The sequence below is a fragment of the Kitasatospora sp. NPDC127116 genome (assembly GCF_042677365.1).
GTDB classification, from domain to species: domain Bacteria; phylum Actinomycetota; class Actinomycetes; order Streptomycetales; family Streptomycetaceae; genus Kitasatospora; species Kitasatospora lactacystinica.
In genome coordinates, this window is record NZ_JBHXTL010000026.1 from 1 (window position 1) to 24,831 (window position 24,831).

Below are 24,831 nucleotides of genomic sequence, written 5' to 3' on the forward strand. Positions count from 1 at the left end.
CCTCCCCCTCCCCAATACCTCCCCCCCCCCCCTCACTCGCGGGCCCCCCCGGGGTTCCGCCCGGGGCCAACCCGTCTGTCACGTCACGCCCGGAGGGCGGGGCTCACGCGGCCGTGGGCTCCGCCCCGGGCGCGGGACTCACTTCAGGCGCTTGCCCGCCGAACGCAGCTGCTCGGCGGCCTCGACCACGCGGGCGGCCATGCCGGCCTCGGCCAGCTTGCCCCAGGTGCGCGGGTCGTAGGTGTTCTTCTTGCCGACCTCGCCGTCGACCTTCAGCACGCCGTCGTAGTTGGCGAACATGTGGCCGGCGACCGGGCGGGTGAAGGCGTACTGGGTGTCGGTGTCCAGGTTCATCTTCACGACGCCGTTCTCCAGCGCGGTGGCGATCTCCTCGGCGCTCGAACCCGAGCCGCCGTGGAAGACGAAGTCGAACGGGTCGGTCTTGCCGTACTGCTTGCCGATCGCGTCCTGGAGCTCGCGCAGCAGCTCCGGCTTCAGCACGACGTTGCCCGGCTTGTACACGCCGTGCACGTTGCCGAAGGAGGCGGCCAGCAGGTAGCGGCCCTTCTCGCCCAGGCCCAGCGCCTCGGCGGTGCGCACGGCGTCGTTGACGGTGGTGTACAGCTCGTCGTTGATCTCGTGGGTGACGCCGTCCTCCTCGCCGCCGGTCGGGGTGATCTCGACCTCAAGGATGATCTTGGCGGCGGCGGCCTGGGCCAGCAGCTCCTGGGCGATGCCCAGGTTGTCGGAGAGGGTCTCGGCCGAGCCGTCCCACATGTGCGACTGGAACAGCGGGTTCTCGCCCCGGGCCACGCGCTCGGCGGAGACCGCCAGCAGCGGGCGGACGTAGCCGTCCAGCTTGTCCTTCGGGCAGTGGTCGGTGTGCAGCGCGACGGTGACGTCGTACTTGGCGGCGACGATGTGGGCGAACTCGGCGAGCGCGACGGCGCCGGTCACCATGTCCTTGCTGTGCTGGCCGCCCAGGAACTCCGCGCCACCGGTCGAGATCTGGATGATGCCGTCGCTCTCGGCCTCGGCGAAACCACGCAGTGCGGCGTGCAGCGTCTGCGACGACGTGACGTTGATGGCCGGGTAGGCGAACTTGCCCGCCTTGGCCCGGTCCAGCATCTCGTTGTAGACCTCGGGAGTTGCGATGGGCATGCGATCCGCTCCTGTCGGGTTGCGGCGTACGGACGGTGCTGTCCGACGCTGTGTACGCCTTCGTGACGACTCCGTGCCGGCCCGCCGACGCGCGGCGTTGCGGTGTGGCTCTCCGGCACGTTCGCGGCGACCTGCGCGGTACGGCCATGAGGGTGGTGTGCCACCGCGGACCGGACGCCTGTGCCATCTTCCCAGACTCGTGCCCGCGGGTCAGCAGGAGCCCGCCATGCGGAACGGCGCACGGCACGGGCGCACGGCGGCCGCGGGCGGCTCCGGCGGGCGGCCGGGGGGCGTCCCCCGCCGGGCGCCGTCGGCACGGTGCGCCCGCGTCGTGGGCACGGTGCGCCCGCGTGGTCGGCACGGTGCGCCCGCGTGGTCGGCACGGTGCGCCCGCGTGGTCGGCACGGTGCGCCCGCTATCCTGCGCCCGTGGACTACAACCAGCTGGCCGTCAACCTGCTTGACGCCAAATCCCTGATCTCGTCCCTCGGCGCCATCGGGCTGATCGCGATCATCTTCGCGGAGACCGGCCTGCTGGTCGGCTTCTTCTTCCCGGGCGACTCGCTGCTGATCCTCGCGGGTGTCGCCGCCTCGAACGCGGCCTCCTCGGTGCTCGGCGACGGTGCCAAGCTGCCGATCGCCGTCCTGCTGATCGGCTGCCCGATCGCGGCGATCGCCGGCGCCCAGCTCGGGCACCTGATCGGCGCCAAGGTCGGGCCGAAGATGTTCGACAAGCCCGATTCGAAGATCTTCCGACGCGACTACGTGGTGAAGGCGGAGGAGTACTTCAACAAGTTCGGCTCCGGCAAGGCCGTGGTGCTGGCCCGCTTCATGCCGATCATCCGCACCTTCCTGAACCCGGTCGCCGGCACCCTGGAGATGCCCGCCCGGACCTTCTTCCTCTGGAACGTGATCGGCGGCGTGCTGTGGACCGAGTCCATGCTGCTGATCGGCTACTTCTTCGGCGACGCGCTCGCCCCGGTGATCGACAAGTACCTGATCCCGGCGGTGCTGCTGATCGTCCTGCTGTCGATCTCGCCGATCCTGGTCGAGATCATGCGCGAGCGGAAGAAGAAGCGGGCCGGCATCGGCGCCGAGGTCGACGAGGAGAGCCAGGTCCAGGCCGGCGGCGGCCGGCACCGGCGGGGCTGAGCTCCCGGCGCTCCCGACACGGCGAGGGCCGGTGCTGTTTCACGTGAAACAGCACCGGCCCTCGGTCGTTCGTCGTACCGGACGGGATCAGAGACCCAGGTCGTCCAGGGTGTAGGCGGTCACGTACTCCAGGCCCTGGGCCTCCACGGCGGCCGCGCCGCCGCGCTCCACGATCACCGCGACGCCGACCACCTCGGCGCCCGCCTCGCGCAGCGCCTCCACGGCGGTCAGCACCGAGCCGCCGGTGGTGGAGGTGTCCTCGACGGCCAGCACCCGGCGGCCCTTGACCTCCGGGCCCTCGATCCGGCGCTGGAGGCCGTGCGCCTTGCCCGTCTTGCGGACCACGAAGGCGTCCAGCTGCTGCCCGCGCGCGGCGGCGGCGTGCAGCATCGAGGCGGCCACCGGGTCGGCACCCAGGGTCAGGCCGCCGACGGCGTCGTAGTCCAGGTGCGAGGTCGCGTCCAGCATCACCCGGCCGACCAGCGGGGCGGCCACGCCGTCCAGCGTGATCCGGCGCAGGTCGACGTAGTAGTCGGCCTCCTTGCCGGAGGAGAGGGTGACCTTGCCGTGCACGACGGCCTTGTCCTTGATCTGTGCCAGCAGGGCGTCGCGGTCGTTGCTCATGAGCGTTCAGTCTAGGCCCTGACGGTTCCCGCGGCGCTCCGGGCTCAGCGTCGGCGCAGCGCCCTGACCAGCACCACGGCACCACCCAGCAGGGCCACCGAGCCGCCGATCACCCACGGCACCGCGCTGCGGCCGCCGGTGCCCGGCACCACGATCCCGCCGGCCTCGCCGCCCCAGCGGGACGCCGCCCGGGCCCGCGCGCTGCGGGCGGGCAGCGCCGGGGCGTACGGGCCGCGCGGCGGGGCGTGGTCCACCTCCTCGGCGGACCGGCCGACGATGCTGCGGCGCACCGGGCCGCTGAGCACCGGCTCCTCCTCGTACGCGAAGAGCGGCTCGGCGGGGAGCTCCTCGGCGACGCCGTCCTGCTCGGCGGAGCCGTCCGCGGCCCCGTCCTCCACGTCGTCCTCCTCGTCCTCGTCCTCGTCGTCGGCGGAGCCGGTGGGCAGGCCGAAGCGCTCGGCGTCGGCGTCGGAGAAGGCGATCAGGTCGGAGAGGTCGTCGTCCAGGTCGTCGCCGGGCTGGTCCTGGCGGTCCTCGATGAAGACCACACCGGCGTCGGCCCCGGCCCCGGCGTTCCCGGACCCGTCCTGCTCGGCGTCCTCCTCCTGGTCCTGCGGCTGCTCGCCCTCCGGGGCGACCAGCGCGGTGGCGAACCGGTCCAGCAGGCGGCGGCCGGTGGCGTCGAGGGTCTCCTCGTCGAACTCGGTCAGCCGGCCGGTGGCGCTCAGGTCGCCGGTGAAGCGGATCACCGCGGTGCCGTCCTCGGCGCCGTCCGCGACGCTGACCCGGACGGTGGCGGTCACCTCACCGGTGCCCCGGGCCTCCTCGCCCTCGGCGAGCACGGTCAGCACGCCCTCCCGGCCCCCGATCAGCGACAGCACGCCCTTGTACGTGATCGTGGAGCCGCCGATCCGCAGCTTCAGCCGGCCGCCGATCTCCTCGGCCGCACCGGCGCCGACCGCGGCCGGCTCGGTGCTCAGCCCCGGCACACTCCGCGCCAGCAGCGCGGGATCCTGCAAGGCCTGCCGGACCGGCTCGGCGGACAACGGGACGAGAACCTCATGCTCCATGTCACGGAGCCTACCGACTGGGCCGCGCCCGGTCCCTACCCACCACCACCGGATTTTCCCCGCCCCACCTGTTCCCTTGGCCGTCGCACCATCGCCGCGGCCGCCCGCACGGGCACCCGCCCCGGCCCGCCACGGGCGCGAGGCGGGGCTTCCGGGAAGACGGTTCCCCGGGGTGGCCTCGGCGGGGCCGGGCGGCCTCAGCGGGGGCCGAGGAGGGTGAGGGCCGCCGGGGGGTGGGCCGGGCGGAGGGCGGTGAGGCGGGCGGTGGTGGCGTGGAGGGCGTCGGGGGTGAGGGCGCGGGGCGACGGGGCGTCGGGGGCGAGGGTGAGCGGGGGCCGGACGGCGGCGGCGAGGAGGAAGTTCTGGGGGTCGTCCGGCGGGCCGAGGCGGCAGGCGGCGGTGGCGCTGCCCGGGACGGCGTACGGGGCGGTCTGCAGGCCCGTCGTCCGCAGACCGGACTCGATCTGCCAGAGGCCGTCCAGGTCGTTCCCGGCGCGGACGGCGATCCGGCCGCCGGGGGAGAGCAGTCGTGCGGCGAGGCCGTAGAACTCCTGGGAGTGGAACTTGACCGGCCCGCCGTCGGCCGGTGCCGGGAGGTCGGCGAGCACCACGTCGTACGGTCCGTCCCCGCCGGGGGCGCCGGCGCCGCGCAGCCAGGCCAGCGGGTCGGCCGCGGTGGTGCGGACCCGGGGGTCGTCCAGCGAGCGGCCGCCGAGGGCGGCCAGCCCGGGGTCGGTGCGGGCGAGCCGGGGGAGGGCGGGGTCGGCGTCGACCAGCCGGACGGTGCGCACGCCCCGGTGCCGCAGCACCTCCCGCAGGGCGAGCCCGTCGCCGCCGCCGAGCAGCAGGACGCGGGCGTCCGGGCCGGCCGCCATGGCGGGGTGGACCAGGCCCTCGCTGCTCCGGTACTCGTCCGGTCCGCAGACCGCGAGCCGGCCGTCCAGGTAGAGCCGCAGGGGGCCCTCGGCGGGGCCGGTGAGCACGATCTCCTGGGACCGGCTGCGGGTGGCGTAGCGGACCTGGTCGCCGTACAGGGCGTGCCGGGCGGCGCGCTCGACGGCGTCGGAGCCGGCCGCGGCCGTCGCGAGCAGGGCGAGGACCAGCAGGCAGCCGCCCCAGAGCAGCCGTCGGATCCGGGGGGCGGGTTCCTCGCGGAACAGCCAGAGCACCACGGCCGCCCCGGCGACGGCGTTGACGGCGCCGGTGAGCAGGGCGCCGTCGCCCGGTCCGAGGGCGGGCAGGATCAGGAAGGGGAAGGCGAGGCCGCCGATCAGCGCGCCCACGTAGTCGGCGGCGAACAGGTCGGCGACGGCGCGTCCGGCGTCCTCGCGCCGGATCCGTTGGATGAGGGTCATCAGCAGGGGGATCTCGGCGCCGATCAGGACGCCGATCAGGCAGGTGAGGCCGACCATGGCGGCCTGGTAGCGGCCGATCCAGGCCCAGCAGGAGTAGAGCGCGAGGACGGAGAGTCCGCCGGTGAGCGCGAGCGCGCACTCGACGAGGGCGAAGGCGGTGGCGGGCCGGCTGGTGAACCGTTTGGCGAGCAGTGAGCCGAGGCCCATCGCGAACACCATGACGGAGAGCACGACGGAGGTTTGGGTGACCGTGTCCCCGAGCAGGTAGTCGCCGAGCGCCACGAGTTCGAGCTCGTAGACGAGTCCGCAGGCCGCGCAGACGAACGCGGCCAGCAGGACGGTCAGGCGGGCGAGCCGGGGGCTGGAGCGCAGCCGGGACCGACGGCGGGCGGGCGGGAGCGGGGCGAGGCCTCGCCCGGGCCGGGGTGGGGCGCCGTCGTCGAGGTCCACTCGCGGGCGTGCGGGCGGACCGGTCGGATGGTTGATCACGAACAAACGCTAGGGGACGTGCGGGACGGATGGATGCGCCCATCCGACGGACAGTGGGCGACGTCGGATTGACGAACCGTTCCTGCGTACGATTCGTAGGCCTGGGCCGGGCGGCCTACGGCCGGATCGGTGGTCCGGTCCGGACTTCCGGCGGTCATGCCCCGGCCACCCCGGTCACCACCAGCGAGGAGCGGGTGCACACCAGCTGCCCCTCCTGCGGGTAGGCGTGCCAGGTGCGCCAGAGCAGCCGGTCCGCGCCGCCCTGGGTGACCAGTGCGGTGAAGGCGCTCGGGTCGCCCGGGAAGACCCCGGCGAGGCCCCGCGGGTGCCCCTCGACGAGGGCCAGCAGCTCCTGCGCGCGGGCCGCGAAGTCGTGCGGCGGCAGCGCCTCGATCCGGGCCGCGAACTCGTACTCCCAGCCGCCGACCTGCTTGGCCACCCGGGCCGGCAGCGGGGTGCGGCGGCCGGGCAGGCAGGCGACGGTCTCCAGGCACTGGCCGGGGCCCGCGTCGATCACCACCTGGTGGGAGGCGCCCAGCAGGCGCAGCTGGAGGGTGCCGGGCGTGCCCGGGCGGCCGCCCCCGTCGAGTCTCAGGTCGCGGACGGCGAGAGCGGGCAGCGGGTCGCCGCCGAGGCACCAGGCGAGGTCACCCGCCCGGGTGTCCGTGTAGGAGGTCTGCAGTGTGGTGAGCATGCTCGGCTCCGCGTTTCAGCTCCGTGCGCGCCCGCCGAGCAGCAGCGAGTAGGCCTAGGCGATGGCGAGGCTGTTCGTGGCTGTGCGGCCCTGGGCGCGGCCGACCGTGGAAGGAGGGATTCCGGCTGGAGATTCAGCAGCAGAGAAGCACGAATACGCCGGGTCCGCCGGTGATTTACCCAACTTTGTCAAGCATTCACCGTTTCGAGCACACCTGCTTCCCGGCTCTGATCGAGCCCGTGTACGAGTCTGCACAGCGCGCGCCCCTATCACCGGATCGTGCGCCGTGCGCGCCGGGTGTGCGCTGTCCGGCTGCATCACACACCGCCGCCCTCCAGGCGCGGGGCGTGGAGGGCGGCGGGAGAGTGCCCGGATGCTCGGAAGGATTGCCGCAATGGTGGCAAACAAGCAAGCCGATCAAGGAAGTTGATGATCCATCAGCACTGGTGTCGGATCACGGACATCCCTGTTCGAAGGGCGCGAAAGGGGGCGTGCGGCCCCTCACAGGCGCCGCAGGCGGGTGACGGCCTCCTGGAGGACCTCGTCCTTTTTGCAGAAAGTGAAGCGGACCAGGCTACGGCCGGCCTCCACGTCGTCGTAGAACACCACGTTCGGGATGGCGACGACGCCGCAACGGCCGGGCAGGGCACGGCAGAATTCGATGCCGTCCTTCTCGCCGAGCGGCGTGATGTCGGTGGTGACGAAGTACGTGCCCTCGGGGGTGAAGGCCCGGAAGCCGGCCGCGGTGAGGCCGCCGAGCAGCAGGTCGCGCTTGCGCAGCAGGTCGGCGCGGAGGGTGTCGAAGTACGTGTCGGGCAGCCGCAGGGCCTCGGCGACGGCGTACTGGAAGGGTCCGGCGCTGACGTAGGTGAGGTACTGCTTCGCGGTGCGCACGGCCGCGACCAGGTCCGGGCTCGCGGTGACCCAGCCGACCTTCCAGCCGGTGAAGGAGAAGGTCTTGCCGGCGGAGGAGATGGTGACGGTGCGTTCGCGCATGCCGGGCAGGGCCGCGAGGGGGTGGTGGACGGCGCCGAAGACCAGGTGCTCGTAGACCTCGTCGGTGACGACCAGCAGGTCGTGCTCGACGGCGAGCGCGGCGACGGCGGCGAGCTCCTCGGCGGTGAGGACGGTGCCGGTGGGGTTGTGCGGGGTGTTGATCAGCAGCAGCCGGGTGCGCGGGGTGATCAGGGCGCGCAGCTCGTCCAGGTCGGGGCGGAAGGCCGGGGCCCGCAGGGTGAGCGGCACCCGGGTGGCGCCGGCCATCGCGATGCAGGCGGCGTAGGAGTCGTAGAAGGGTTCGAGGGCGATCACCTCGTCGCCGGGCTCCAGCAGGGCCAGCAGGGTGGCGGCGATGGCCTCGGTGGCGCCGGCGGTGACCAGCACCTCGGTGTCCGGGTCGTAGGCGAGGCCGTGGAAGCGCTGCTGGTGCTCGGCGATCGCGGTGCGCAGCTCGGGGATGCCGGGGCCGGGCGGGTACTGGTTGCCCCGGCCGTCGCGCAGGGCCCGTACGGCCGCCTCGCGGACCTCCTCGGGCCCGTCGGTGTCGGGGAATCCCTGGCCGAGGTTGATCGAGCCGGTGGCCGTGGCCAGGGCCGACATCTCGGCGAAGATCGTCGTGCCCATCCCGGTCAGTCGGCGGTTCAGCAGCGGCCTGGTACCCATCGGTGGCTCCTCACGGCTCGTCGTCAGGGCCATCCTGGGTCAGCCGGGGGCCGGGGACAAGAACGGCCCGCCACCGGCGCGGAGGGCGGTGGCGGGCCGGACCGGAGTACCGGGACCGGGATCAGGCCTCGTCGGTGCCCTCGGTGCCCTCGCCGTCCTCGCCCTCGATCTCGTTCTGGAGGCCGAGGCGCTCGACGATCCACTGCTCGAAGCCGACCGCGGCCTGGGTCCAGTTGGCGGTGGTGGTGACGAAGTAGTCCAGGTTGACGCCGGTGCCGACGATCATCTGGGCCTCGCCGATCAGGCGGACCACGCCGTCCTCGTGGGTGTGGGTGTAGACCTTGGGCCAGAGGGTCTCGCGGTTCCACTCGTCGATCAGGTCGAGGATCTCGCCCTTCTTCTCCAGCGGGTAGGCGCGGTCGTAGAAGGCGCGCACCGCGAAGAGCTCCTTCTGCTCGCCGCGGAACATGTAGTAGACGCGGAAGCCCTCCCAGGGGGCGGTGAGGTCGCCCTCCTCGTCCACGACGTGCTTGAGCTGCATCTGGTCCAGCAGCTGGGTGACCAGGGCCTGGTCCGGGACGACGATCGGCGGCGGGCCGGCCGGCCGCCCGCCCTGGCCGCCGGGCTGGCCGCCCTGGGGAACGCCGAAGGACGGGATGGACGACGGGTCGATGCTCATGGGGGTCCTCTTCCTCAGTGCACGTGGTGGCCGGCAATGAGAGGCCGCCCTTTCCACCTCCCATCCTGCCTCATTCGGGGCTCCGCTCACAGGGGCGGCCGAGGGGCGCGTCGATCTTCGTCGGGCGTTCCTCCGGCCGTCGTCCGGCGGCTCCGGCGGCGGTGGGAAGGGTGTCGGTCACCGAGGGTGTGCGGGGCCCGGGGCGGGGGTGGGAACCCCGGTGGGGTGTGGGCCCGCGGAGGGGCGCGCGTGAGCCACGTCACGCGCCCGGCGCGCTGGTTCGGCTGCCGTCCCGGTCGGATGCGGTTAGCGTGCGACGGAACTCGCATCGATCAAATCCCGGCCTGGCCGGGGGAGTTGAGCTGTCCTGAGGTGGACTGTCCGGAATTGAGGGGGGAACAGGAGTGGGTGGAGCGGCGACGGGGGACGGCGCGACGCTCGGGGCGTTGCTGCGGAGCATCCGGCTGGACCGGGGCATGACGCAGGAGCAGCTGGGCGAGGCGACCGGGCTGAGCGTGCGGTCGATCCGGGACCTGGAACGCGGGGTGTCCTGTCCGCGGGTGTCCACGCTCAGGCTGCTGACCCAGGCCTGGAGCCTGCCGGACGTCCAGGTGGCCGAGCTGCACCGGCTGGCGCGCAGCCGGCGGGACCGGACGCGGCGGCTGCTGCGACGGGCGGCGGCGGAGTGACGGCGGCGCGGTGACGGCGGCGGCCCCGGCGGCCGGGTGACGGCCCCGGTGCGGCCCGCGGGCGCGGAACGGGCCGCCCCCGCCGCCGGAGCGGAAGGGGCGGCCCGGGTGCCGGACGCCGGCGGTGCTACTTCTCCAGCGGCCCCCGGCCGCGGACGGTCAGGCGGTCGCCCGCCTCGTCCTGCTCGACCAGGACGGTGTCCCCGTCGTGCACCGCGCCGGACAGGATCGCCCGGGCCAGCTGGTCGCCGATCGCGGACTGCACCAGCCGGCGCAGCGGGCGGGCGCCGTACGCCGGGTCGTAGCCGGTGAGCGCCAGCCAGTCGCGGGCGGCCGCGGAGACCTCCAGGGTGAGCCGCCGCTCCCGCAGCCGCTCGCCCAGGCGGGCCACCTGGAGGTCGACGATCCGGCTCAGCTCGCCGGTGCCCAGCGGCTCGAAGACCACGATGTCGTCCAGCCGGTTGAGGAACTCCGGCTTGAACGCGGACCGGACGGCGCCCAGCACCAGCTCCCGCTTGCGTTCCTCCGGGGTGGCCGGGTCCACCAGGTACTGGCTGCCCAGGTTGGAGGTGAGGATCAGGATGGCGTTGCGGAAGTCCACCGTGCGGCCCTGCCCATCGGTGAGCCGCCCGTCGTCCAGCACCTGGAGCAGGACGTCGAAGACCTCCGGGTGCGCCTTCTCCACCTCGTCCAGCAGCACCACGCTGTACGGGCGGCGGCGGACGGCCTCGGTGAGCTGGCCGCCCTCCTCGTAGCCGACGTACCCGGGCGGGGCGCCGACCAGACGGGAGACCGAGTGCTTCTCGCCGTACTCGCTCATGTCGATCCGGACCATCGCCCGCTCGTCGTCGAACAGGAAGTCGGCCAGGGCCTTGGCGAGTTCGGTCTTGCCGACACCGGTCGGGCCGAGGAACAGGAAGGAGCCGGTCGGGCGGTCCGGGTCGGCGACGCCGGAGCGGGTGCGCCGCACCGCGTCGGAGACGGCCTGCACGGCCTCCTGCTGGCCGATCAGGCGCCGGCCCAACTCCTCTTCCATGCGCAGGAGTTTGGCGCTCTCGCCCTCCAGCAGCCGGCCGGCCGGGATGCCCGTCCAGGAGGCGACCACGTCGGCCACGTCGTCCGGGCCGACCTCCTCCTTGACCATCGAGGTCGAGGTGTCCTGGTCCGCGGCGCGCTCCTGGGCCTCGGTGAGCTCCGTCTCGGCGGCCGGGATCTCGGCGTACATCAGCTTGGACGCGCGCTCGAAGTCCCCGTCGCGCTGGGCGCGTTCGAGCGCGCCGCGCAGGTCGTCCAGCCGCTCCTTGAGCTCGCCGACCCGGTTGAGGCTCTTCTTCTCCTGCTCCCAGCGCGCCGTCAGCACGCTCAACTGCTCGTTCCGGTCGGCGAGGTCGCGCCGCAGCCGGGCCAGCCGGTCCACCGAGGCCGGGTCGGACTCCTTCTCCAGGGCCAGTTCCTCCATCCGCAACCGGTCCACGGAGCGCTGGAGTTCGTCGATCTCGACCGGGGAGGAGTCGATCTCCATCCGCAGCCGGGAGGCCGCCTCGTCGACCAGGTCGATCGCCTTGTCGGGCAGGAAGCGGGAGGTGATGTAGCGGTTGGACAGGGTGGCGGCGGCGACCAGGGCGGCGTCCGAGATCTGCACCTTGTGGTGCGCCTCGTACCGGCCCTTGAGGCCGCGCAGGATGGCGATCGAGTCCTCCACGCTGGGCTCGCCGACCAGCACCTGCTGGAAGCGGCGCTCCAGGGCCGGATCCTTCTCGATCCGCTCGCGGTACTCGTCCAGCGTGGTGGCGCCGACCATCCGCAGCTCGCCGCGGGCCAGCATCGGCTTGAGCATGTTGCCCGCGTCCATCGCGGAGTCGCCGCCGGCGCCCGCGCCGACCATGGTGTGCAGCTCGTCGATGAAGGTGACGACCCGGCCGTCGGAGGCCTTGATGTCGTTCAGGACGGCCTTCAGCCGCTCCTCGAACTCGCCGCGGAACTTGGCGCCCGCGACCATCGCGCTGAGGTCCAGCGCGACCAGCCGCTTGCCGCGCAGCGACTCCGGCACGTCGCCGGCCACGATGCGCTGGGCCAGGCCCTCGACCACGGCGGTCTTGCCGACGCCCGGCTCGCCGATCAGCACCGGGTTGTTCTTCGTCCGGCGGGAGAGCACCTGGACCACCCTGCGGATCTCGTGGTCGCGGCCGATCACCGGGTCGAGCTTGCCGTCCCGGGCGGCCTGGGTGAGGTCGGTGCCGTACTTCTCCAGCGCCTTGTAGGTGCCCTCCGGGTCCGGTGAGGTGACCCGGCCGCTGCCGCGGACGTCCTTGAACGCGGCGAGCAGCGCCTTCGGCGCGGCGCCCTGGTGCGCCAGCAGCTCGGCCACCTGGCCGCCCTCGGCGGCCAGGCCGACCATCAGGTGCTCGGTGGAGACGTACTGGTCGTCCAGGTCGCTGGCGCGCCTGCCGGCCTCGGTGAGCACCGCGACGGTGTCCCGGGCGAGCTGGGGCGCGGCGACCGTCGAGCCCATCGCGCTGGGCAGCGCGGCCGCCTGGCGGCGGGCCTCGGCGTCGACCCGGGCGACGTCGGCCCCGACTGCCTCCAGCAGGGGCCGGGCGATGCCCTCGGGCTGCTCCAGCAGGGCGATCAGGATGTGCACCGGCCTGACGTCCGGGTTGCCGGCCGTGCCCGCCTGCCGGATGGCGGCGGACAGGGCTTCCTGCGTCTTGGTGGTGAACTTGCTGGCGTCCACTGCTGGGGGGTCCTCCCTCGTCGTCCTTCACTACTGCTGCGTACAGCATGCACTAAGTTGAGTCTATTCCGCTCAACTTTCCGTTTCCGGTTTCCGCCTCAACTTCTCGGTGAACGTTTGACCGACCGCCGGGTCAGCCCCAGCAGCTCCCGGGCCGGCCCGCCCGGCCGCTGCCCGGCCGGCCAGACCGCGCGCAGCGGCCGCCGCAGGTCCAGCTCCGCCACCAGCGGCACCTCGACCAGCCGCCGGGTGGCCAGCTCCTCCGTCACCGCCAGCTCGCTCAGGCAGACCGGCCCCGCCCCGGTCATCGCCGCCGCCTTCAGCGCGGTGGACGAGGCCAGCTCCATCCGGGGCCGCGCCACGCCCCCGTACGGCCGCAGGGCCATCTCCAGCACCTCCCGGGTGCCCGAGCCGGGCTCGCGCAGCGCCAGCGGGGTGGCCGCCAGCTCGGCCCCGGTCAGCGGGGCGCGGCGGCGCGCCCACGGGTGCCCGGGCGCCACCACGACCACCAGCCGGTCGGCGGCCACCACCACGCCGGCCAGCCCGGGCGGGGTGGTGGGGCCCTCGACGAAGCCGAGGTCGGCGTCCCCGTCCAGGACGTGCCCGGCGACCTCCGCCGAGTTCGCCGTCCGCAGCGTCACCGCCGTCCCCGGGCTGGCCTCGGCCAGGCCCAGCAGCCAGCCGGGCATCAGGTACTCGGCGACGGTCAGACTGGCCACCACCCGCAGCTTGGCGTCCCGTCGCTCGCGCAGGGCGTCGATCCCGGCGTCCAGCGCCTGCGCCGCCTCCACCACCTGCCGGGCCCACTCGACCACCAGCCGGCCCGCCTCGGTCGGCCGGCTGCCCCGGGGCGAGCGGTCCAGCAGCGGGACGCCGACCTGCCGCTCCATGCCCTTGATCCGGGCACTGGCGGTCGGCTGGGTGACGCCCAGCTCGGCCGCCGCCCGTCCGACACTGCCCAGCCGGGCCACCGCGAGCAGCAGTTCCAGGGCGCCGAGTTCGGGGACGTGCGGGGAGAGGGCCATAGGTTCAGGCTATGCCCCCATAGAAGCCCCGGCGCTACCGGCCGCCCGGCCTTCCGGGCGACGGTGGGGACATGTCCACTTTGGCCGGTATCCGCCCCCTCGCCCGCCCCGCCGTCCGCCGCCGGCCCGACCTCGCCCAACTCGGCCCCAACTGGTACGCCGCCGTGATGGGCACCGCGATCCTGGCGAACGGCGCCGCCGTGCTGCCGGTGCGGCCGCCCGGGCTGACCGCCTTCGGCGAGGTGATGTGGGCGTTCGCGCTGGCCGCCCTGCTGGTGCTGGCCGGGGCCCGGCTGGTCCACCTGACCCGGCACCGCGAGGCGGCCCGCGCCCAGCTGCTGGACAACCCGGCCACCGCGGTCTTCTACGGCTGCCCGCCGATGGCGCTGCTGGCGGTCGGGCTGGGCACCCTGCTGCTCGGCTCCCGGGTCATCGGCACCGGCCCGGCGGTCGCCCTGGACGCGGTGCTGTGGAGCCTCGGCACCCTGTACGCGCTGGCCGTGGCCGGCGGCATCCCGTACCTGATGATCACCCGGCACCGGCTCTCCGCCCTGGAGGCCAACCCGACCTGGCTGCTGCCGGTGGTCGCCCCGCTGGTCGCCTCCGCCTGCGGCCCCGCGCTGGTCCCCCACCTGCCGGCCGGGACGGCCCAGCAGGCCATGCTGTACGGCTGCTGGGCGCTGTTCGGGATCGGCCTGCTGGCCACCCTGGTGCTGCTGCCGGTGGTGTTCACCGGGCTGCTCCACAGCAAACTGCCCGCCCTGGCGCTCACCCCCTCGCTGTTCCTGGTGCTCGGCCCGCTCGGCCAGTCCGTCACCGCGGTCCACCAGCTCGCCGACGCCGCCCGCCCGGTGCTGCCCGCGCTGGCGCCCGCCATGGTCGACCTCGCCGAGCTGTACGGCGTGGCGGTGATCGGCGTCGCCATGCTCTGGCTGGCCGTCGCGCTCACCGCCAACCTGCGGGCCCGGCGGGCCGGGATGCCGTTCGCGATGACCTGGTGGGCGTACACCTTCCCGGTCGGCACCTGCGTCACCGGAGCCTCCGCGCTCGCCCGGCACACCGGCTTCGGGGGCTTCAGTGGCCTGGCCGTCGGCCTGTACCTGCTGCTGGCGCTCGCCTGGGTGCTCGCCGCGGGCGGCACCGCCGCCGGGCTGGCACGGGGCCGGCTGCTGGCCCGCTGAGGCGGCGCCGGACCCCCGGGCCTGCGTGAACGCGCAGCTCAGGAGCGCGCGGCCGGTGCAGGAACGCGCACGGCCGGACAACGGTGCTGCCGGGTGGTGCCGACGCCCCCGACCCGCCCCGGTTCCACCGGAATCCACCCCGCCGGCCGGACCGTCGCGCTCGCGGCCGGATGCAGGTAGCTGCAATTGCGCGAACATGCACTCGGGCGGCACTTGTTCACCGGCCGTCACGCTGTGAGGGTGGAGACACGCCAAGTCGTCCGGGCACCGCAGCCCGATGGTGGCGACACGCTCTTCGATGCTGACCGCAGGTGCGACATCCCGCGCCGGTGGAACGGGGGGGAAGAGCGCCGGGCCGGGGTCCATGTGTGGTGATGGCCCCCGGACCGGACCCGTCGAGGCGTTGCTGCTCCGCCTCGACGGGAGCGCCTTGACTGGCGTACCGATGGCGGCCCCCGGACGACCCGGCGTGCGACGGCACCCGGGCCCGGGGTCCGCCGTCCCACCCGGTACCGTGACCGCCTGATCCATGATCACGCCGTACCGGCCCACCGGCACCGTGAGCCCGCCGGGCCCACCGGTGCCACGGCTCGTGCGGCGGGGAGCACGGGCAGACCAGGGGAGAGGCGTCCGGCAGGGAGAGTGCGACGTGACGGCGGAACCGGCGGTCACACCGCACCACGGGCCCGTGGGCGAGGAGCCCGACGAGGCCGCCCGGCAGCTCTACCTGGCCATCATCGCCGAGGGCGGCCGCGTCCCCACCGGCGAGGTCGCCGACGTCGACCGGGGAGCGCTCCAACAACTCATCGACATCGGCCTGTTGATGGTCAACCGGATGGACCGCTGCTACACCGCGGTCAGCCCGCGCTCGGTCAGCGACCGCCTCGGCGCCGAACTGCGCAGCGAGGCCACCCGGCTGCTGGTCCGCGCGGAGAACCTCCCGGGCGCCCTGGACGGCCTCACCCGGGCCTACGACGCGATGCCCCGCCCGACCGACCGGGCCGGCGGCGCCGTCCACGTCGAGGGGCACGTCCACATCCGCCAGCGGATCTCCCAACTGGTCTCCGACTGCCGCTCCGAGGTCCTCACCGCCCAGCCCGGCCACCGGCCCGCCGACACCCTCCAGGTCGCCCTCCTCCAGGACGTCCAACTGCTCCAGCGCGGCTGCTCGCTGCGCACCATCTACCAGCCGGTCGCGCTCGCCGACCCGCCCGCCCTCGCCTACGCCGAGGAGGTCATCCGGCACGGCTCGCTCATCCGGGTGCTCGACGAGCCCTTCCAGCGGCTGATCGTCTTCGACCGCTCCGTCGCCGTGATCTCCGCCAACGACGACAACAGCACCGCCGCCTTCATCACCGACCCGGCCACCATCACCTACCTGGTCGGCACCTTCGAACGCGACTGGGCGCGCGCCGACACCGCCGAGGCCGCCGCCCTCGGCCAGGCATCCGCCCGCACCATCCCCGACCGGGTCGGAAGGCTGCTCGCCCGCGGCCTCACCCAGCGCGCCGTCGCCACCCGGCTGGGCCTGAGCGAACGCACCGTCGCCGCCCACATCTCCCGGCTGCGCGACCGCTACGGCGCGCAGACCCTCTTCCAGCTCGGCTGGCTGATGCGGGGCGCCCGCGATGACCGATGAGCCGGGCCCGGCCGAGCGGGCCCTCTACCTCGCCGCCGTCCGGGGCGGCGGCCGGCTGCTCCCCGAGGACCTCGCCCCCGCCGACCGGCCCACCCTGGCCGCCCTCGTCGCCCGCGGCCTGCTCACCCCCACCGCCACCGGCTGGACCGCCGCCAGCCCGCGCTCCCTCGGCGACCGGATCGGCCTGGAACTGCGCACCCGCGCCGTCCGCCTGCTGCGGCACGCCGAGCGGCTCCCGGGCACCCTCGGGCCGCTGTCCCGCGCCTACGACGAGGCGCGCAGCCCGGTCGGGGGGCAGCCGGCGGCCGGTTCCCGGGCCGTTGGTTCGGCCGGCTCCCCGGCCACGGGCTCCCCGGCCGTCGCCCTCGGCGGCACTCTCGGCGGCACCGTCGTCGGCGCCGCCGAGGTCCGCGGGCGGGTCAGCGAACTCGTCTCGGAGTGCCGGGAGGAGGTCCTGGCCGCCCAGCCCGGCCCGCGGCCGCTCGAAGGCCTCCGGATGGCCCTCGCCCAGGACCTCTCGCTGCTCCGCCGAGGCTGCTCGCTGCGCACCCTCTACCAGCCGGTCACCCTCGCCGACGCCGCCGTGCGGAGCCAGGTCGTCCTGCGCACCGGGCAGGGCGCCCAGGTGAGGGTCCTCGCCGAGCCCTACGAGCGGGTGCTGGTCTTCGACCGCGCGGTGGCCGTCATCCCCGCCGCCGAGGACCACAGCCGGGCCGCCTTCCTCACCGACCCCACCACCGTCGCCTACCTCGCCGCCCAGTTCGAACGCGACTGGGCCCGCGCCACCCCCGCCGGACGCCACCTCGACCCGCCGTCCGTCACCACCGTGCGGATCGGCCGGCTGCTCGCCCGCGGCCTCACCCAACGGGCCGTCGCCACCCGGCTGGGCGTCAGCGAACGCACCGTCGCCGCCCACATCTCCCGGCTGCGCGACCGCTACGGCGCCCACACCCTCTTCCACCTCGGCTGGCGGCTGCGGGGCGAGCACCATGACTGACACGCCCGCCACCCCGCTCGCCGCCGCCCGGGCCCGCCACCTCGCCGTCCTGCGCGAGGGCGGCCGGGTGCGGGCGGCCGAAGTCGGCGGGGAGGACGGGTCGGTGCTCCGACGGCTGGTGGAACTCGGGCTGCCGGTACCGCAGTTGGTGGACGGCTCGGACAGCGCAGTGGATCCCCGGGCGGTCGGCGAGCGGATCGGGGGCGACCTCCGGAGGACCGGTACCCGCGTGTTGGCCGAGGCCGGCCGGATCCCCGGGCAGCTGCGCGAACGCACCCGGGCCCATGGCGCGGCGCCGCGGCGGAGCGAGCCGGGTGGAGGCGTCCGCCGGCTGAGGGGCACGGCCGAGATCCGGCACCTGGTCTCGCAGTTGGTCAAGGACTACCCGGACCACCCGCACGAGGCGCTCGGTGCCCGACCCGGCGGCCTGTTCCGTCGCGCCCACCGCCGGGTTCGCCCGGCGGTCGACGCGGGTCGGCCGGCTGCTCGCCCGCGGCCTCACGCAGCGGGCGGCCGCCGGCGGGTCGGGGTGCGCCCGGCGGCCGCGGGGGGGCGGCGGGCTGCCCCCCCCCGGCCCCCCGCCGCGGGCGAGCGCCGGCCGGATGGGGCTGAGCGAGCGCACGGTGGCCGGTCATGTCGCCCGGCTGCGTGAGCTGTGCGACGCGGAGGCGCTGTTCCGGTCGGGCCGGCTGCTGCGGGGGTCCCGGACGGGGGAGTCCGGTGGGTAGCCGCCGCTCAGCCGGTGGCGGCGCCGGTCGGCCAGTAGCCGGGGACGGCGGGCTGCTGCCGGGGGACGTTGAACTGCTCGCCGGGGGCGGTCCAGAAGCCCTCGCGCAGGGAGAGCGCCATGCCCGCCCAGTCGAGCGCGGTCTCGACCGTGTGGTTGAGGGCCTCCTGCGACCAGGTGTCGTCGAAGACCAGCGGCAGGACGGGGGCGACCTGCTCGATGGTGGCGATCAGCGGGTTGTGGGTGATGGCCTCGTCGACCAGGAGGACGATCGGCTTGCGCAGCGCCGACGCCCAGCCGAGCTCCAGGCTCACGCCGGCCGAGAGGGGGGCGCCGACGTAGGCGAACACGAGGTCGGCGGACTGGAGGGCGCGGAAGTCGGAGGGGACGCGGGGCTCCGGCGCGCGGCCGGAGATGGTCCAGGCGTCGCTGTGGTGCGCGCTGTACACGGCGGCACCGCTGCGCAGGAGGGTGGTGCGGAGCGTCGTCAGCCGCGTCCGGCTGGCGAGGGTCACCACGCTGTCGGCCGGCCCGGTCAGTCGCATCAGCGGGGCGGCCAGGAACACACGTGCACGCCGACCCTCAGGGGCCTGGCTGTCGTGGTGACGCAGGTAGGGCTCGGTCATGTCGACTCCGGGGAAAGGCCGACCGGGGGAGTGAGTGTCGGCGATGCGTTGGATGTGGTCTGCTCGGTGGACTGATGCCGCTGCTGAACGGTTTAGTATTTGACGGTACATTGGCAAGGTGTGGCGCCCTGCCGAGACCATTGAGGGCGAACTGATCGTCCATCGCATCTCCGTGTCGCGTCCAGGGTTGGCCTGTGTCATCTGGATGACTGGCAGAGAGATGACGCACACCCCCGCATGCGGAAGCAGGTGACAGCCTCCCCCTGGCGTGGCACCATGTGGACCGTTATCCTGCTTGACGCTTCTAGTGGCGATTCTCCAGAAAAGTGAGGGCGTGACTGATATGCACCAATTTGTCCGCGTGGTTGTGCTTTCATTGGTTGCCGTCGCCGCCGTGCTCGGTGCCGGCTCTCTCGTGAGCGCTGCCGACTCGCACGACGCGATTGCCGTCAATGCCTCCGTGAGCGTCGCAGACGACATCTCCTGGCAGTGAGTACGGCCGGGTGACTGCACGGCCGGGTAACCGCACGGCCGCGTGCCAGAGTATTGACGGACCCGCCTGAAGCCGGCTGGGCGAGTCAGTCGGAAGTCTCCTGCGCCTTTCGGCCGAGGACATATCCGAGTTGGAATAGCGAGTCGACCTTGTAGTCGTCTCGCATTTCGGCTATATGTCTGGCCAGTGTCCGCTCGCTAATTCCAAGGCGTCGTGCGATAACTCGGTGATTGGTTCCTTCGAGCATCTGGTCAATGATCGTCTGGCGCAGGCGTGACACGACCTGCTGCGGCACCGTGCGGTCGCCCTCGAATTCCAGGGCCCGGCTCCAGTACTGCTCGAAGACCTCATTGGCAAGATAGTCGACGACGGCAGGGTCGTAGATGAAGGCCGCGAGGCTCATGTCATCGTCGATCGGGATCACTGCCACGCGCCGATCCATCACTATGAGCCGCGTATAGGGCTCGTCAAGCGTGCGGTACTGGCCGCCGGCTTGGGCGAGTGTGGCGACGTAATCCCTGGTCGGCTGGTGGTATCGGGTGCTGGCGTGGTAGATCGTCCGCATCTTCGTCCCGCTGCGGAGCGTCTCCAGATCGTATGCGATCATTCCGGCGAGAAGATCCGGCTGCCGGGGGCCGCCAGGTTGGAGCGCCAGGGCCTCCTCGAATCCGGAACCCCTGAACTGCTCCAGCCGCTGCCGAATGAGCGCCTTCCCCCGAACATGCTCTATGGACCCTCCGGACCGCTTCGGGGTGTGGAATTCCCGGGCCAGATCCTGCAGTTCGGAGGGGAGCGATACGGCGCGTGACAGGAGTTCCAGTGCCTGACGTTGCCACGAATGGCTGAGGCTTGTCGAGAGCTGCGCGGGGTCGGCGGCCACGAAAACATTCGGATCATCACTGTCGGGTATGAGAAGGCCGATCCTCACCAGCTCGCCCCGCGCGGGATCATCCTGGTCGAGGTCGGAGTCCAACGGCAGTTTGCCGTCTCCTCGGATGACGGCGAGATATAGCTCTCGTGCTTCTGGCGAGAGGATGGTCAAGCCGGCGGCAAGGGGCTGCTCTCGTCCACTCATTCGCGACTCCTTGCCGTTACCGTGCTACCTGCGTCCCATCAGCGCTGGTGCTGAACGAGTTTTAGCATGCCAGATCTGGTGAGTCCCCCGGAGAGGGAATACGACCGCACTCTCTCACCGCACGGCAGCCGCCGGCACCCCCCGAGAGGAGGGGCCGGCGGCCGGTGGGTGCTTCGGTCAGCGCTTGGGGCGCCAGACGACGAGGGCGCTGGACTGCGGGGTGGGGGGCTGGTACGGGACGAGGTCGCGCCGGTAGGACGCGTGGACGGCGGCCTCGCGCTGCTGGAGGGCGGTGGCGGCGCCCTCCAGGGAGTCGACCAGTTCCGCGACCCGGGACCGCAGGGCGGTGACCTGGTTCTCCAGCTCGATGATCCGCTTGATGCCCGCCAGGTTGATGCCCTCGTCCTGGGAGAGCCGCTGGACCTCGCGCAACTGCTGGATGTCGCGGGCGGAGTAGCGGCGGCCGCGGCCGGCGGTGCGGTCGGGGCAGACCAGTCCGAGGCGGTCGTACTGACGCAGGGTCTGCGGGTGCAGACCGGACAGTTCGGCGGCCACGGAGATGACGTACACCGGGGTGTCCTCGGTGAGGACGTACGTCGGCGGGGCCGCGGCGGCGCGGCGGGTGCGGCGGGGGCCGGCGCCGGGCAGGCCCTCGCCGAGGCCGGGGCCGATCGGGGTGTCGGGGTCGATCGGGTTCATCGGGGACATCTGGTCGTCACGCTCCCTTCGCCGCCCGGAACAGGGCGGCGCGCGGATCGTCGGAGGCGGTGGCCTCGCGGTACTGCTCAAGGGCGTTCAGCGCGTCGCCGGTGACGTGCTGGGGCACCACGACCTCGACGGTGACGAGGAGGTCGCCGCGGGTGCCGTCCTTGCGGGTGGCGCCCTTGCCGCGGGCGCGCATGGTGAGGCCGTTGGCGCTGCCCGGGGGCAGCTTGAGCTTCACGGTCGGGCCGTTCAGCGTGGGCACCTCGATGGTGGCGCCGAGCGCGGCTTCGGGGAAGGCCACCGGGACGGTGACGGTGAGGTTGTCGCCCTTGCGGCCGAAGACCGGGTGGGAGTCGACGTGCACGGTCACGTAGAGGTCGCCGGGCTGCCCGCCGCGCTCGCCCTGGGCGCCCTTGCCCTTGAGCCGGATGCGCTGGTCGGCCTGGACGCCGGCCGGGATCCGGACCTGCATGGTGCGGGCCGAGCTGGCCCGGCCGCTGCCGTGGCAGTCGGGGCACGGGTCGTCGACGATCATGCCCCGGCCGCGGCAGTCCTTGCACGGCTCGGAGAGGGCGAAGGCGCCCTGGCCGCGGCTGACGGTGCCCGCGCCGACGCAGGTCGGACAGACCCGCGGGGTGGTGCCGGACTTGGCGCCGGTGCCGTTGCAGCCCCGGCAGGGGGCCTGGCTGGTCATCCGCAGCGGGACGGTCGCGCCGTCCACCGCCTCCTCGAAGGAGAGCGTCACCTCGGTCTCGACGTCGGCGCCGCGCCGGGGCTGGGCCTGCCGGGTGCCGCCGCGGTTGAAGAGGCCGCCGAACACGTCGCCGAGGCCGCCGCCGGCCTGGCCGGCGCCGCCCTGGCTGCCGCTGAAGAGGTCGCCGAAGTCGAAGCTGTAGCTGCCGTTGCCGCCGGGGGCGCCGCCGGCCCGGAAGCCGCCGTTGGCGAAGAGGCTGCGGGCCTCGTCGTACTCCTTGCGGCGCTTCTCGTCGGAGAGGACGTCGTACGCCTCGGAGATGTCCTTGAACCGCTCCTCGGCCTTGGAGTCACCCTTGTTGGCGTCGGGGTGGAACTCGCGCGCGAGCTTGCGGTAGGTCTTCTTGATCTCGGTGGCGGTGGCGTCCTTGGGCACGCCGAGGACCTTGTAGTAGTCCTTCTCGACAAAGTCCTTGCCACTCATGGCTTCCGCCACCTCCCGATGTCCATCGTCACTGTGCTGTCAACAGCCGGTGAGCAAACGGCTGCTGACAGAGCGCTGCGGAGCCGGCCGCCGTACTGGCCGGCGTACGACTCCGCAGCGCACTGGTTGTCAGCTGTCACAGGTTGTCAGCTGTCCGAGCCACCGTCGGACTTGTCCGCGTCGGCGGACTTCGGCTCGGCGTCCGGGGAGGACGCCTGGCTGCCGGGCTGGGGCTCCGCGACGGCCACCATCGCCGGGCGGATGATCCGCTCGCCGATGCGGTAGCCGGGCTGGAGGATCTGCACGCAGGTGTCCTCGGTGACGTCCGAGGAGTAGCTGTGCATCAGCGCCTCGTGCATGGTCGGGTCGAAGGGCTCGCCCTCCTTGCCGAACTGCTGCAGGCCCAGCTTGGCGACGACCGTCTCCAGCGACTCGGCGACGGACTTGAAGCCGCCCGTGACCTCGCCGTGCTCGCGGGCGCGGCCGATGTCGTCCAGGACCGGGATCAGCGACTCCAGGATGTTGGAGACGGCGATCTCGCGGACGGTCAGCCGGTCGCGCTCGACGCGCTTGCGGTAGTTCTGGTACTCGGCCTGGAGGCGCTGGAGGTCACCGGTGCGCTCGGCGAGCTCGCGCTTGGCGGTGGCGAGGTCGTCCGAACCGGATTCCCCGGTGCCGGCCGCGGCGGCCTCCTCGGCAGCCTTGATCACGGCCTCTTCGGCGGCGGAGTCGTCGCCGGGCTTACCGCCCTGCGGCTTGTCCGTCATGCCGCACCGCCCTTGGGCTTCTCGTCGTCCACGATCTCGGCGTCGACGACGTCGTCGTCCTTGGCCTGGGCGGAGTCACCGGAGGGGGCGGCACCGGCAGCGGCGTCGGCGTTGGCGTACAGCGCCTGGCCGAGCTTCTGCGCGGTGGTGGAGACCTTCTCCGAGGCCTCGCGGATCTTCGCGATGTCCTCGCCCTTCAGGGCCTCCTTGAGCTCGCCGATGGCGGTCTCGACCTCGGTCTTGACGTCGCCCGGCAGCTTGTCGGCGTTGTCGGCGATGAACTTCTCGGTCGAGTAGACGAGCTGCTCGGCGGAGTTGCGGGTCTCCACGGCCTCGCGGCGCTTGTGGTCGTCCTCGGCGTACTGCTCGGCCTCGCGGCGCATGCGGTCGACCTCGTCCTTCGGCAGCGAGGAGCCGCCGGTGACGGTCATCTTCTGCTCCTTGCCGGTGCCGAGGTCCTTGGCACCGACGTGCATGATGCCGTTGGCGTCGATGTCGAAGGTGACCTCGATCTGCGGCAGGCCGCGCGGCGCCGGCGGCAGGCCGGTCAGCTCGAACATGCCGAGCTTCTTGTTGTACGCGGCGATCTCGCGCTCGCCCTGGTAGACCTGGATCTGCACGGACGGCTGGTTGTCCTCGGCCGTGGTGAAGATCTCGGAGCGCTTGGTCGGGATCGTGGTGTTGCGCTCGATCAGCTTGGTCATGATGCCGCCCTTGGTCTCGATGCCGAGGGACAGCGGGGTGACGTCGAGCAGCAGGACGTCCTTGACCTCGCCCTTGAGGACACCGGCCTGGAGCGCGGCGCCGATGGCGACGACCTCGTCCGGGTTGACGCCCTTGTTGGCGTCCTGGCCGCCGGTCAGCTCCTTGACGAGCTCGGCGACGGCCGGCATGCGGGTCGAGCCGCCGACGAGGACGACGTGGTCGATCTCGGAGAGCGAGATGCCGGCGTCCTTGATGACGTTGTGGAACGGGACCTTGCAGCGCTCCAGCAGGTCCGCGGTCAGCTGCTGGAACTGGGCGCGGGTGAGCTTCTCGTCCAGGTGCAGCGGGCCCTCGGCGGAGGCCGTGATGTACGGCAGGTTGATCGAGGTCTCGGAGGACGAGGACAGCTCGATCTTCGCCTTCTCGGAGGCCTCGCGCAGACGCTGCAGGGCCATCTTGTCCTTGGACAGGTCGACGCCGTGGCCGGCCTGGAAGACCTTGACCAGGTGGTCGACGACGCGCTGGTCCCAGTCGTCACCACCGAGGTGGTTGTCACCGTTGGTGGCCTTCACCTCGACGACCCCGTCGCCGATCTCCAGCAGGGAGACGTCGAAGGTGCCGCCGCCGAGGTCGAAGACCAGGATGGTCTGGTCGTCCTTGTCCAGGCCGTACGCGAGGGCGGCCGCGGTCGGCTCGTTGACGATGCGCAGGACGTTGAGGCCCGCGATCTCACCGGCCTCCTTGGTGGCCTGGCGCTCGGAGTCGTTGAAGTACGCCGGGACGGTGATGACGGCGTCGGTGACGGTCTCGCCCAGGTACGCCTCGGCGTCCCGCTTCAGCTTCTGCAGCACGAAGGCCGAGATCTGCTGGGGGTTGAAGTCCTTGCCATCGATGTTGATCTTCCACCCGGTGCCCATGTGGCGCTTGACCGAGCGGATGGTGCGGTCGACGTTGGTGACCGCCTGGCGCTTGGCCACCTCGCCGACCAGAACCTCGCCGTTCTTGGCGAAGGCGACGACGGACGGCGTGGTCCGCGCACCCTCGGCGTTCGTGATGACGGTGGGCTCGCCACCCTCCAGAACGCTGACGACCGAGTTCGTCGTACCGAGGTCGATGCCGACCGCGCGTGCCATCGTAGATACCTCCACGGAAGAGTTGAGCTTTACGGGCTCAAGGATGCATGACTCGGTGGGCGGCGTCAACAGGTATGAGTGCGGCTCGCTCAACTTTGCTGAGCGGATCGGTGGGCGCCCGCCGCCGGAGTGCCCCGCCGCGCCGTGGCGGGGGTGCGCCCACGTGACTGCCGCCATAGCTTGGGAATCTTCTGGAGAACCGTTGTCCACCGGTAATGTCCGGGCCGTCGGCCCGGCAAGTTACCGACCAGTACACTCGGTTCCCGAAGAACG

At 72.8% G+C, this 24,831-nt stretch carries 21 protein-coding genes; 6 read left to right on the plus strand and 15 right to left on the minus strand.

The window, feature by feature from the left end; all coding sequences use genetic code 11:
- Positions 1-138: 138 nt before the first annotated feature.
- Positions 139-1,161 (minus strand): class II fructose-bisphosphate aldolase, encoded by a 1,023-nt coding sequence (gene fbaA, locus ACFVHV_RS13350; protein ID WP_359897721.1) that lies wholly within the window; start codon positions 1,159-1,161, stop codon positions 139-141.
- 428 nt (positions 1,162-1,589) lie between these two features.
- On the opposite strand from fbaA, the gene ACFVHV_RS13355 reads away from it, so the two are divergent.
- Positions 1,590-2,312 (plus strand): VTT domain-containing protein, encoded by a 723-nt coding sequence (locus ACFVHV_RS13355; RefSeq protein WP_359897722.1) that lies wholly within the window; start codon positions 1,590-1,592, stop codon positions 2,310-2,312.
- An 87-nt stretch (positions 2,313-2,399) separates the two neighbouring features.
- On the opposite strand, the gene pyrE is transcribed toward ACFVHV_RS13355, so the two are convergent.
- From pyrE to ACFVHV_RS13385, 6 genes are all read right to left on the minus strand, one after another.
- Positions 2,400-2,936 (minus strand): orotate phosphoribosyltransferase, encoded by a 537-nt coding sequence (gene pyrE, locus ACFVHV_RS13360; RefSeq protein WP_359897723.1) that lies wholly within the window; start codon positions 2,934-2,936, stop codon positions 2,400-2,402.
- A 44-nt stretch (positions 2,937-2,980) separates the two neighbouring features.
- Positions 2,981-4,006 (minus strand): hypothetical protein, encoded by a 1,026-nt coding sequence (locus ACFVHV_RS13365; protein WP_380351213.1) that lies wholly within the window; start codon positions 4,004-4,006, stop codon positions 2,981-2,983.
- Positions 4,007-4,203: 197 nt separating this feature from the next.
- Positions 4,204-5,811, minus strand: coding sequence for a polyamine aminopropyltransferase (locus ACFVHV_RS13370; RefSeq protein ID WP_380351265.1), 1,608 nt, complete (start codon positions 5,809-5,811; stop codon positions 4,204-4,206).
- A 193-nt stretch (positions 5,812-6,004) separates the two neighbouring features.
- Complete coding sequence (locus ACFVHV_RS13375; protein ID WP_359897726.1) at positions 6,005-6,544, minus strand: DUF2617 family protein; 540 nt, start codon at positions 6,542-6,544, stop codon at positions 6,005-6,007.
- 501 nt (positions 6,545-7,045) lie between these two features.
- Positions 7,046-8,206, minus strand: a complete 1,161-nt coding sequence (locus tag ACFVHV_RS13380) for a pyridoxal phosphate-dependent aminotransferase (RefSeq protein ID WP_380351215.1) — start codon at positions 8,204-8,206, stop codon at positions 7,046-7,048.
- Between the two features lie 121 nt (positions 8,207-8,327).
- Positions 8,328-8,885, minus strand: a complete 558-nt coding sequence (locus ACFVHV_RS13385) for a YbjN domain-containing protein (protein WP_359897728.1) — start codon at positions 8,883-8,885, stop codon at positions 8,328-8,330.
- A 446-nt stretch (positions 8,886-9,331) separates the two neighbouring features.
- Here ACFVHV_RS13385 and ACFVHV_RS13390 point away from each other — a divergent pair, with 446 nt between their 5' ends.
- On the plus strand, positions 9,332-9,574 hold the full coding sequence (locus ACFVHV_RS13390; protein ID WP_380351217.1) for a helix-turn-helix domain-containing protein: 243 nt from the start codon (positions 9,332-9,334) through the stop codon (positions 9,572-9,574).
- 127 nt (positions 9,575-9,701) lie between these two features.
- Here ACFVHV_RS13390 and clpB read toward each other — a convergent pair whose 3' ends face one another.
- Positions 9,702-12,308, minus strand: coding sequence for an ATP-dependent chaperone ClpB (gene clpB / locus ACFVHV_RS13395; RefSeq protein ID WP_359897730.1), 2,607 nt, complete (start codon positions 12,306-12,308; stop codon positions 9,702-9,704).
- 98 nt (positions 12,309-12,406) lie between these two features.
- A complete protein-coding gene (locus ACFVHV_RS13400; RefSeq protein WP_359897731.1) occupies positions 12,407-13,333 on the minus strand; it encodes a LysR family transcriptional regulator in 927 nt (308 codons plus the stop codon).
- Positions 13,334-13,404: 71 nt separating this feature from the next.
- On the opposite strand from ACFVHV_RS13400, the gene ACFVHV_RS13405 reads away from it, so the two are divergent.
- The 3 genes from ACFVHV_RS13405 (at position 13,405) to ACFVHV_RS13415 (ending at position 17,150) form a co-directional block, all read left to right on the plus strand.
- Complete coding sequence (locus ACFVHV_RS13405) at positions 13,405-14,514, plus strand: TDT family transporter (RefSeq protein WP_359897732.1); 1,110 nt, start codon at positions 13,405-13,407, stop codon at positions 14,512-14,514.
- Between the two features lie 649 nt (positions 14,515-15,163).
- Positions 15,164-16,153: a LuxR C-terminal-related transcriptional regulator gene (locus tag ACFVHV_RS13410; RefSeq protein ID WP_380351219.1), complete on the plus strand. Its 990-nt coding sequence runs from the start codon at positions 15,164-15,166 to the stop codon at positions 16,151-16,153.
- Positions 16,143-17,150 carry a LuxR C-terminal-related transcriptional regulator gene (locus tag ACFVHV_RS13415; RefSeq protein ID WP_359897734.1) on the plus strand — a complete coding sequence of 336 codons (1,008 nt, stop codon included), beginning with the start codon at positions 16,143-16,145 and terminating at the stop codon, positions 17,148-17,150. Before ACFVHV_RS13410 ends, ACFVHV_RS13415 begins: the two co-directional genes overlap by 11 nt.
- A 735-nt stretch (positions 17,151-17,885) precedes the next feature.
- On the opposite strand, the gene ACFVHV_RS13420 is transcribed toward ACFVHV_RS13415, so the two are convergent.
- Positions 17,886-18,503 (minus strand): hypothetical protein, encoded by a 618-nt coding sequence (locus tag ACFVHV_RS13420; protein WP_143204511.1) that lies wholly within the window; start codon positions 18,501-18,503, stop codon positions 17,886-17,888.
- A gap of 334 nt (positions 18,504-18,837) precedes the next feature.
- On the opposite strand from ACFVHV_RS13420, the gene ACFVHV_RS13425 reads away from it, so the two are divergent.
- Positions 18,838-18,996 carry a hypothetical protein gene (locus ACFVHV_RS13425; protein WP_380351221.1) on the plus strand — a complete coding sequence of 53 codons (159 nt, stop codon included), beginning with the start codon at positions 18,838-18,840 and terminating at the stop codon, positions 18,994-18,996.
- An 85-nt stretch (positions 18,997-19,081) separates the two neighbouring features.
- On the opposite strand, the gene ACFVHV_RS13430 is transcribed toward ACFVHV_RS13425, so the two are convergent.
- From ACFVHV_RS13430 to dnaK, 5 genes are all read right to left on the minus strand, one after another.
- A complete protein-coding gene (locus tag ACFVHV_RS13430) occupies positions 19,082-20,071 on the minus strand; it encodes a helix-turn-helix domain-containing protein (RefSeq protein ID WP_359897737.1) in 990 nt (329 codons plus the stop codon).
- A gap of 177 nt (positions 20,072-20,248) precedes the next feature.
- Entirely contained in the window at positions 20,249-20,779 is a 531-nt protein-coding gene (locus tag ACFVHV_RS13435; protein ID WP_359897738.1) for a heat shock protein transcriptional repressor HspR, read from the minus strand.
- Between the two features lie 7 nt (positions 20,780-20,786).
- On the minus strand, positions 20,787-21,953 hold the full coding sequence (dnaJ, locus tag ACFVHV_RS13440) for a molecular chaperone DnaJ (RefSeq protein ID WP_359897739.1): 1,167 nt from the start codon (positions 21,951-21,953) through the stop codon (positions 20,787-20,789).
- A 146-nt stretch (positions 21,954-22,099) separates the two neighbouring features.
- Complete coding sequence (gene grpE, locus ACFVHV_RS13445) at positions 22,100-22,720, minus strand: nucleotide exchange factor GrpE (RefSeq protein ID WP_359897740.1); 621 nt, start codon at positions 22,718-22,720, stop codon at positions 22,100-22,102.
- Entirely contained in the window at positions 22,717-24,558 is a 1,842-nt protein-coding gene (gene dnaK / locus ACFVHV_RS13450; RefSeq protein WP_359897741.1) for a molecular chaperone DnaK, read from the minus strand. Before dnaK ends, grpE begins: the two co-directional genes overlap by 4 nt.
- Between the last annotated feature and the right edge of the window lie 273 nt (positions 24,559-24,831).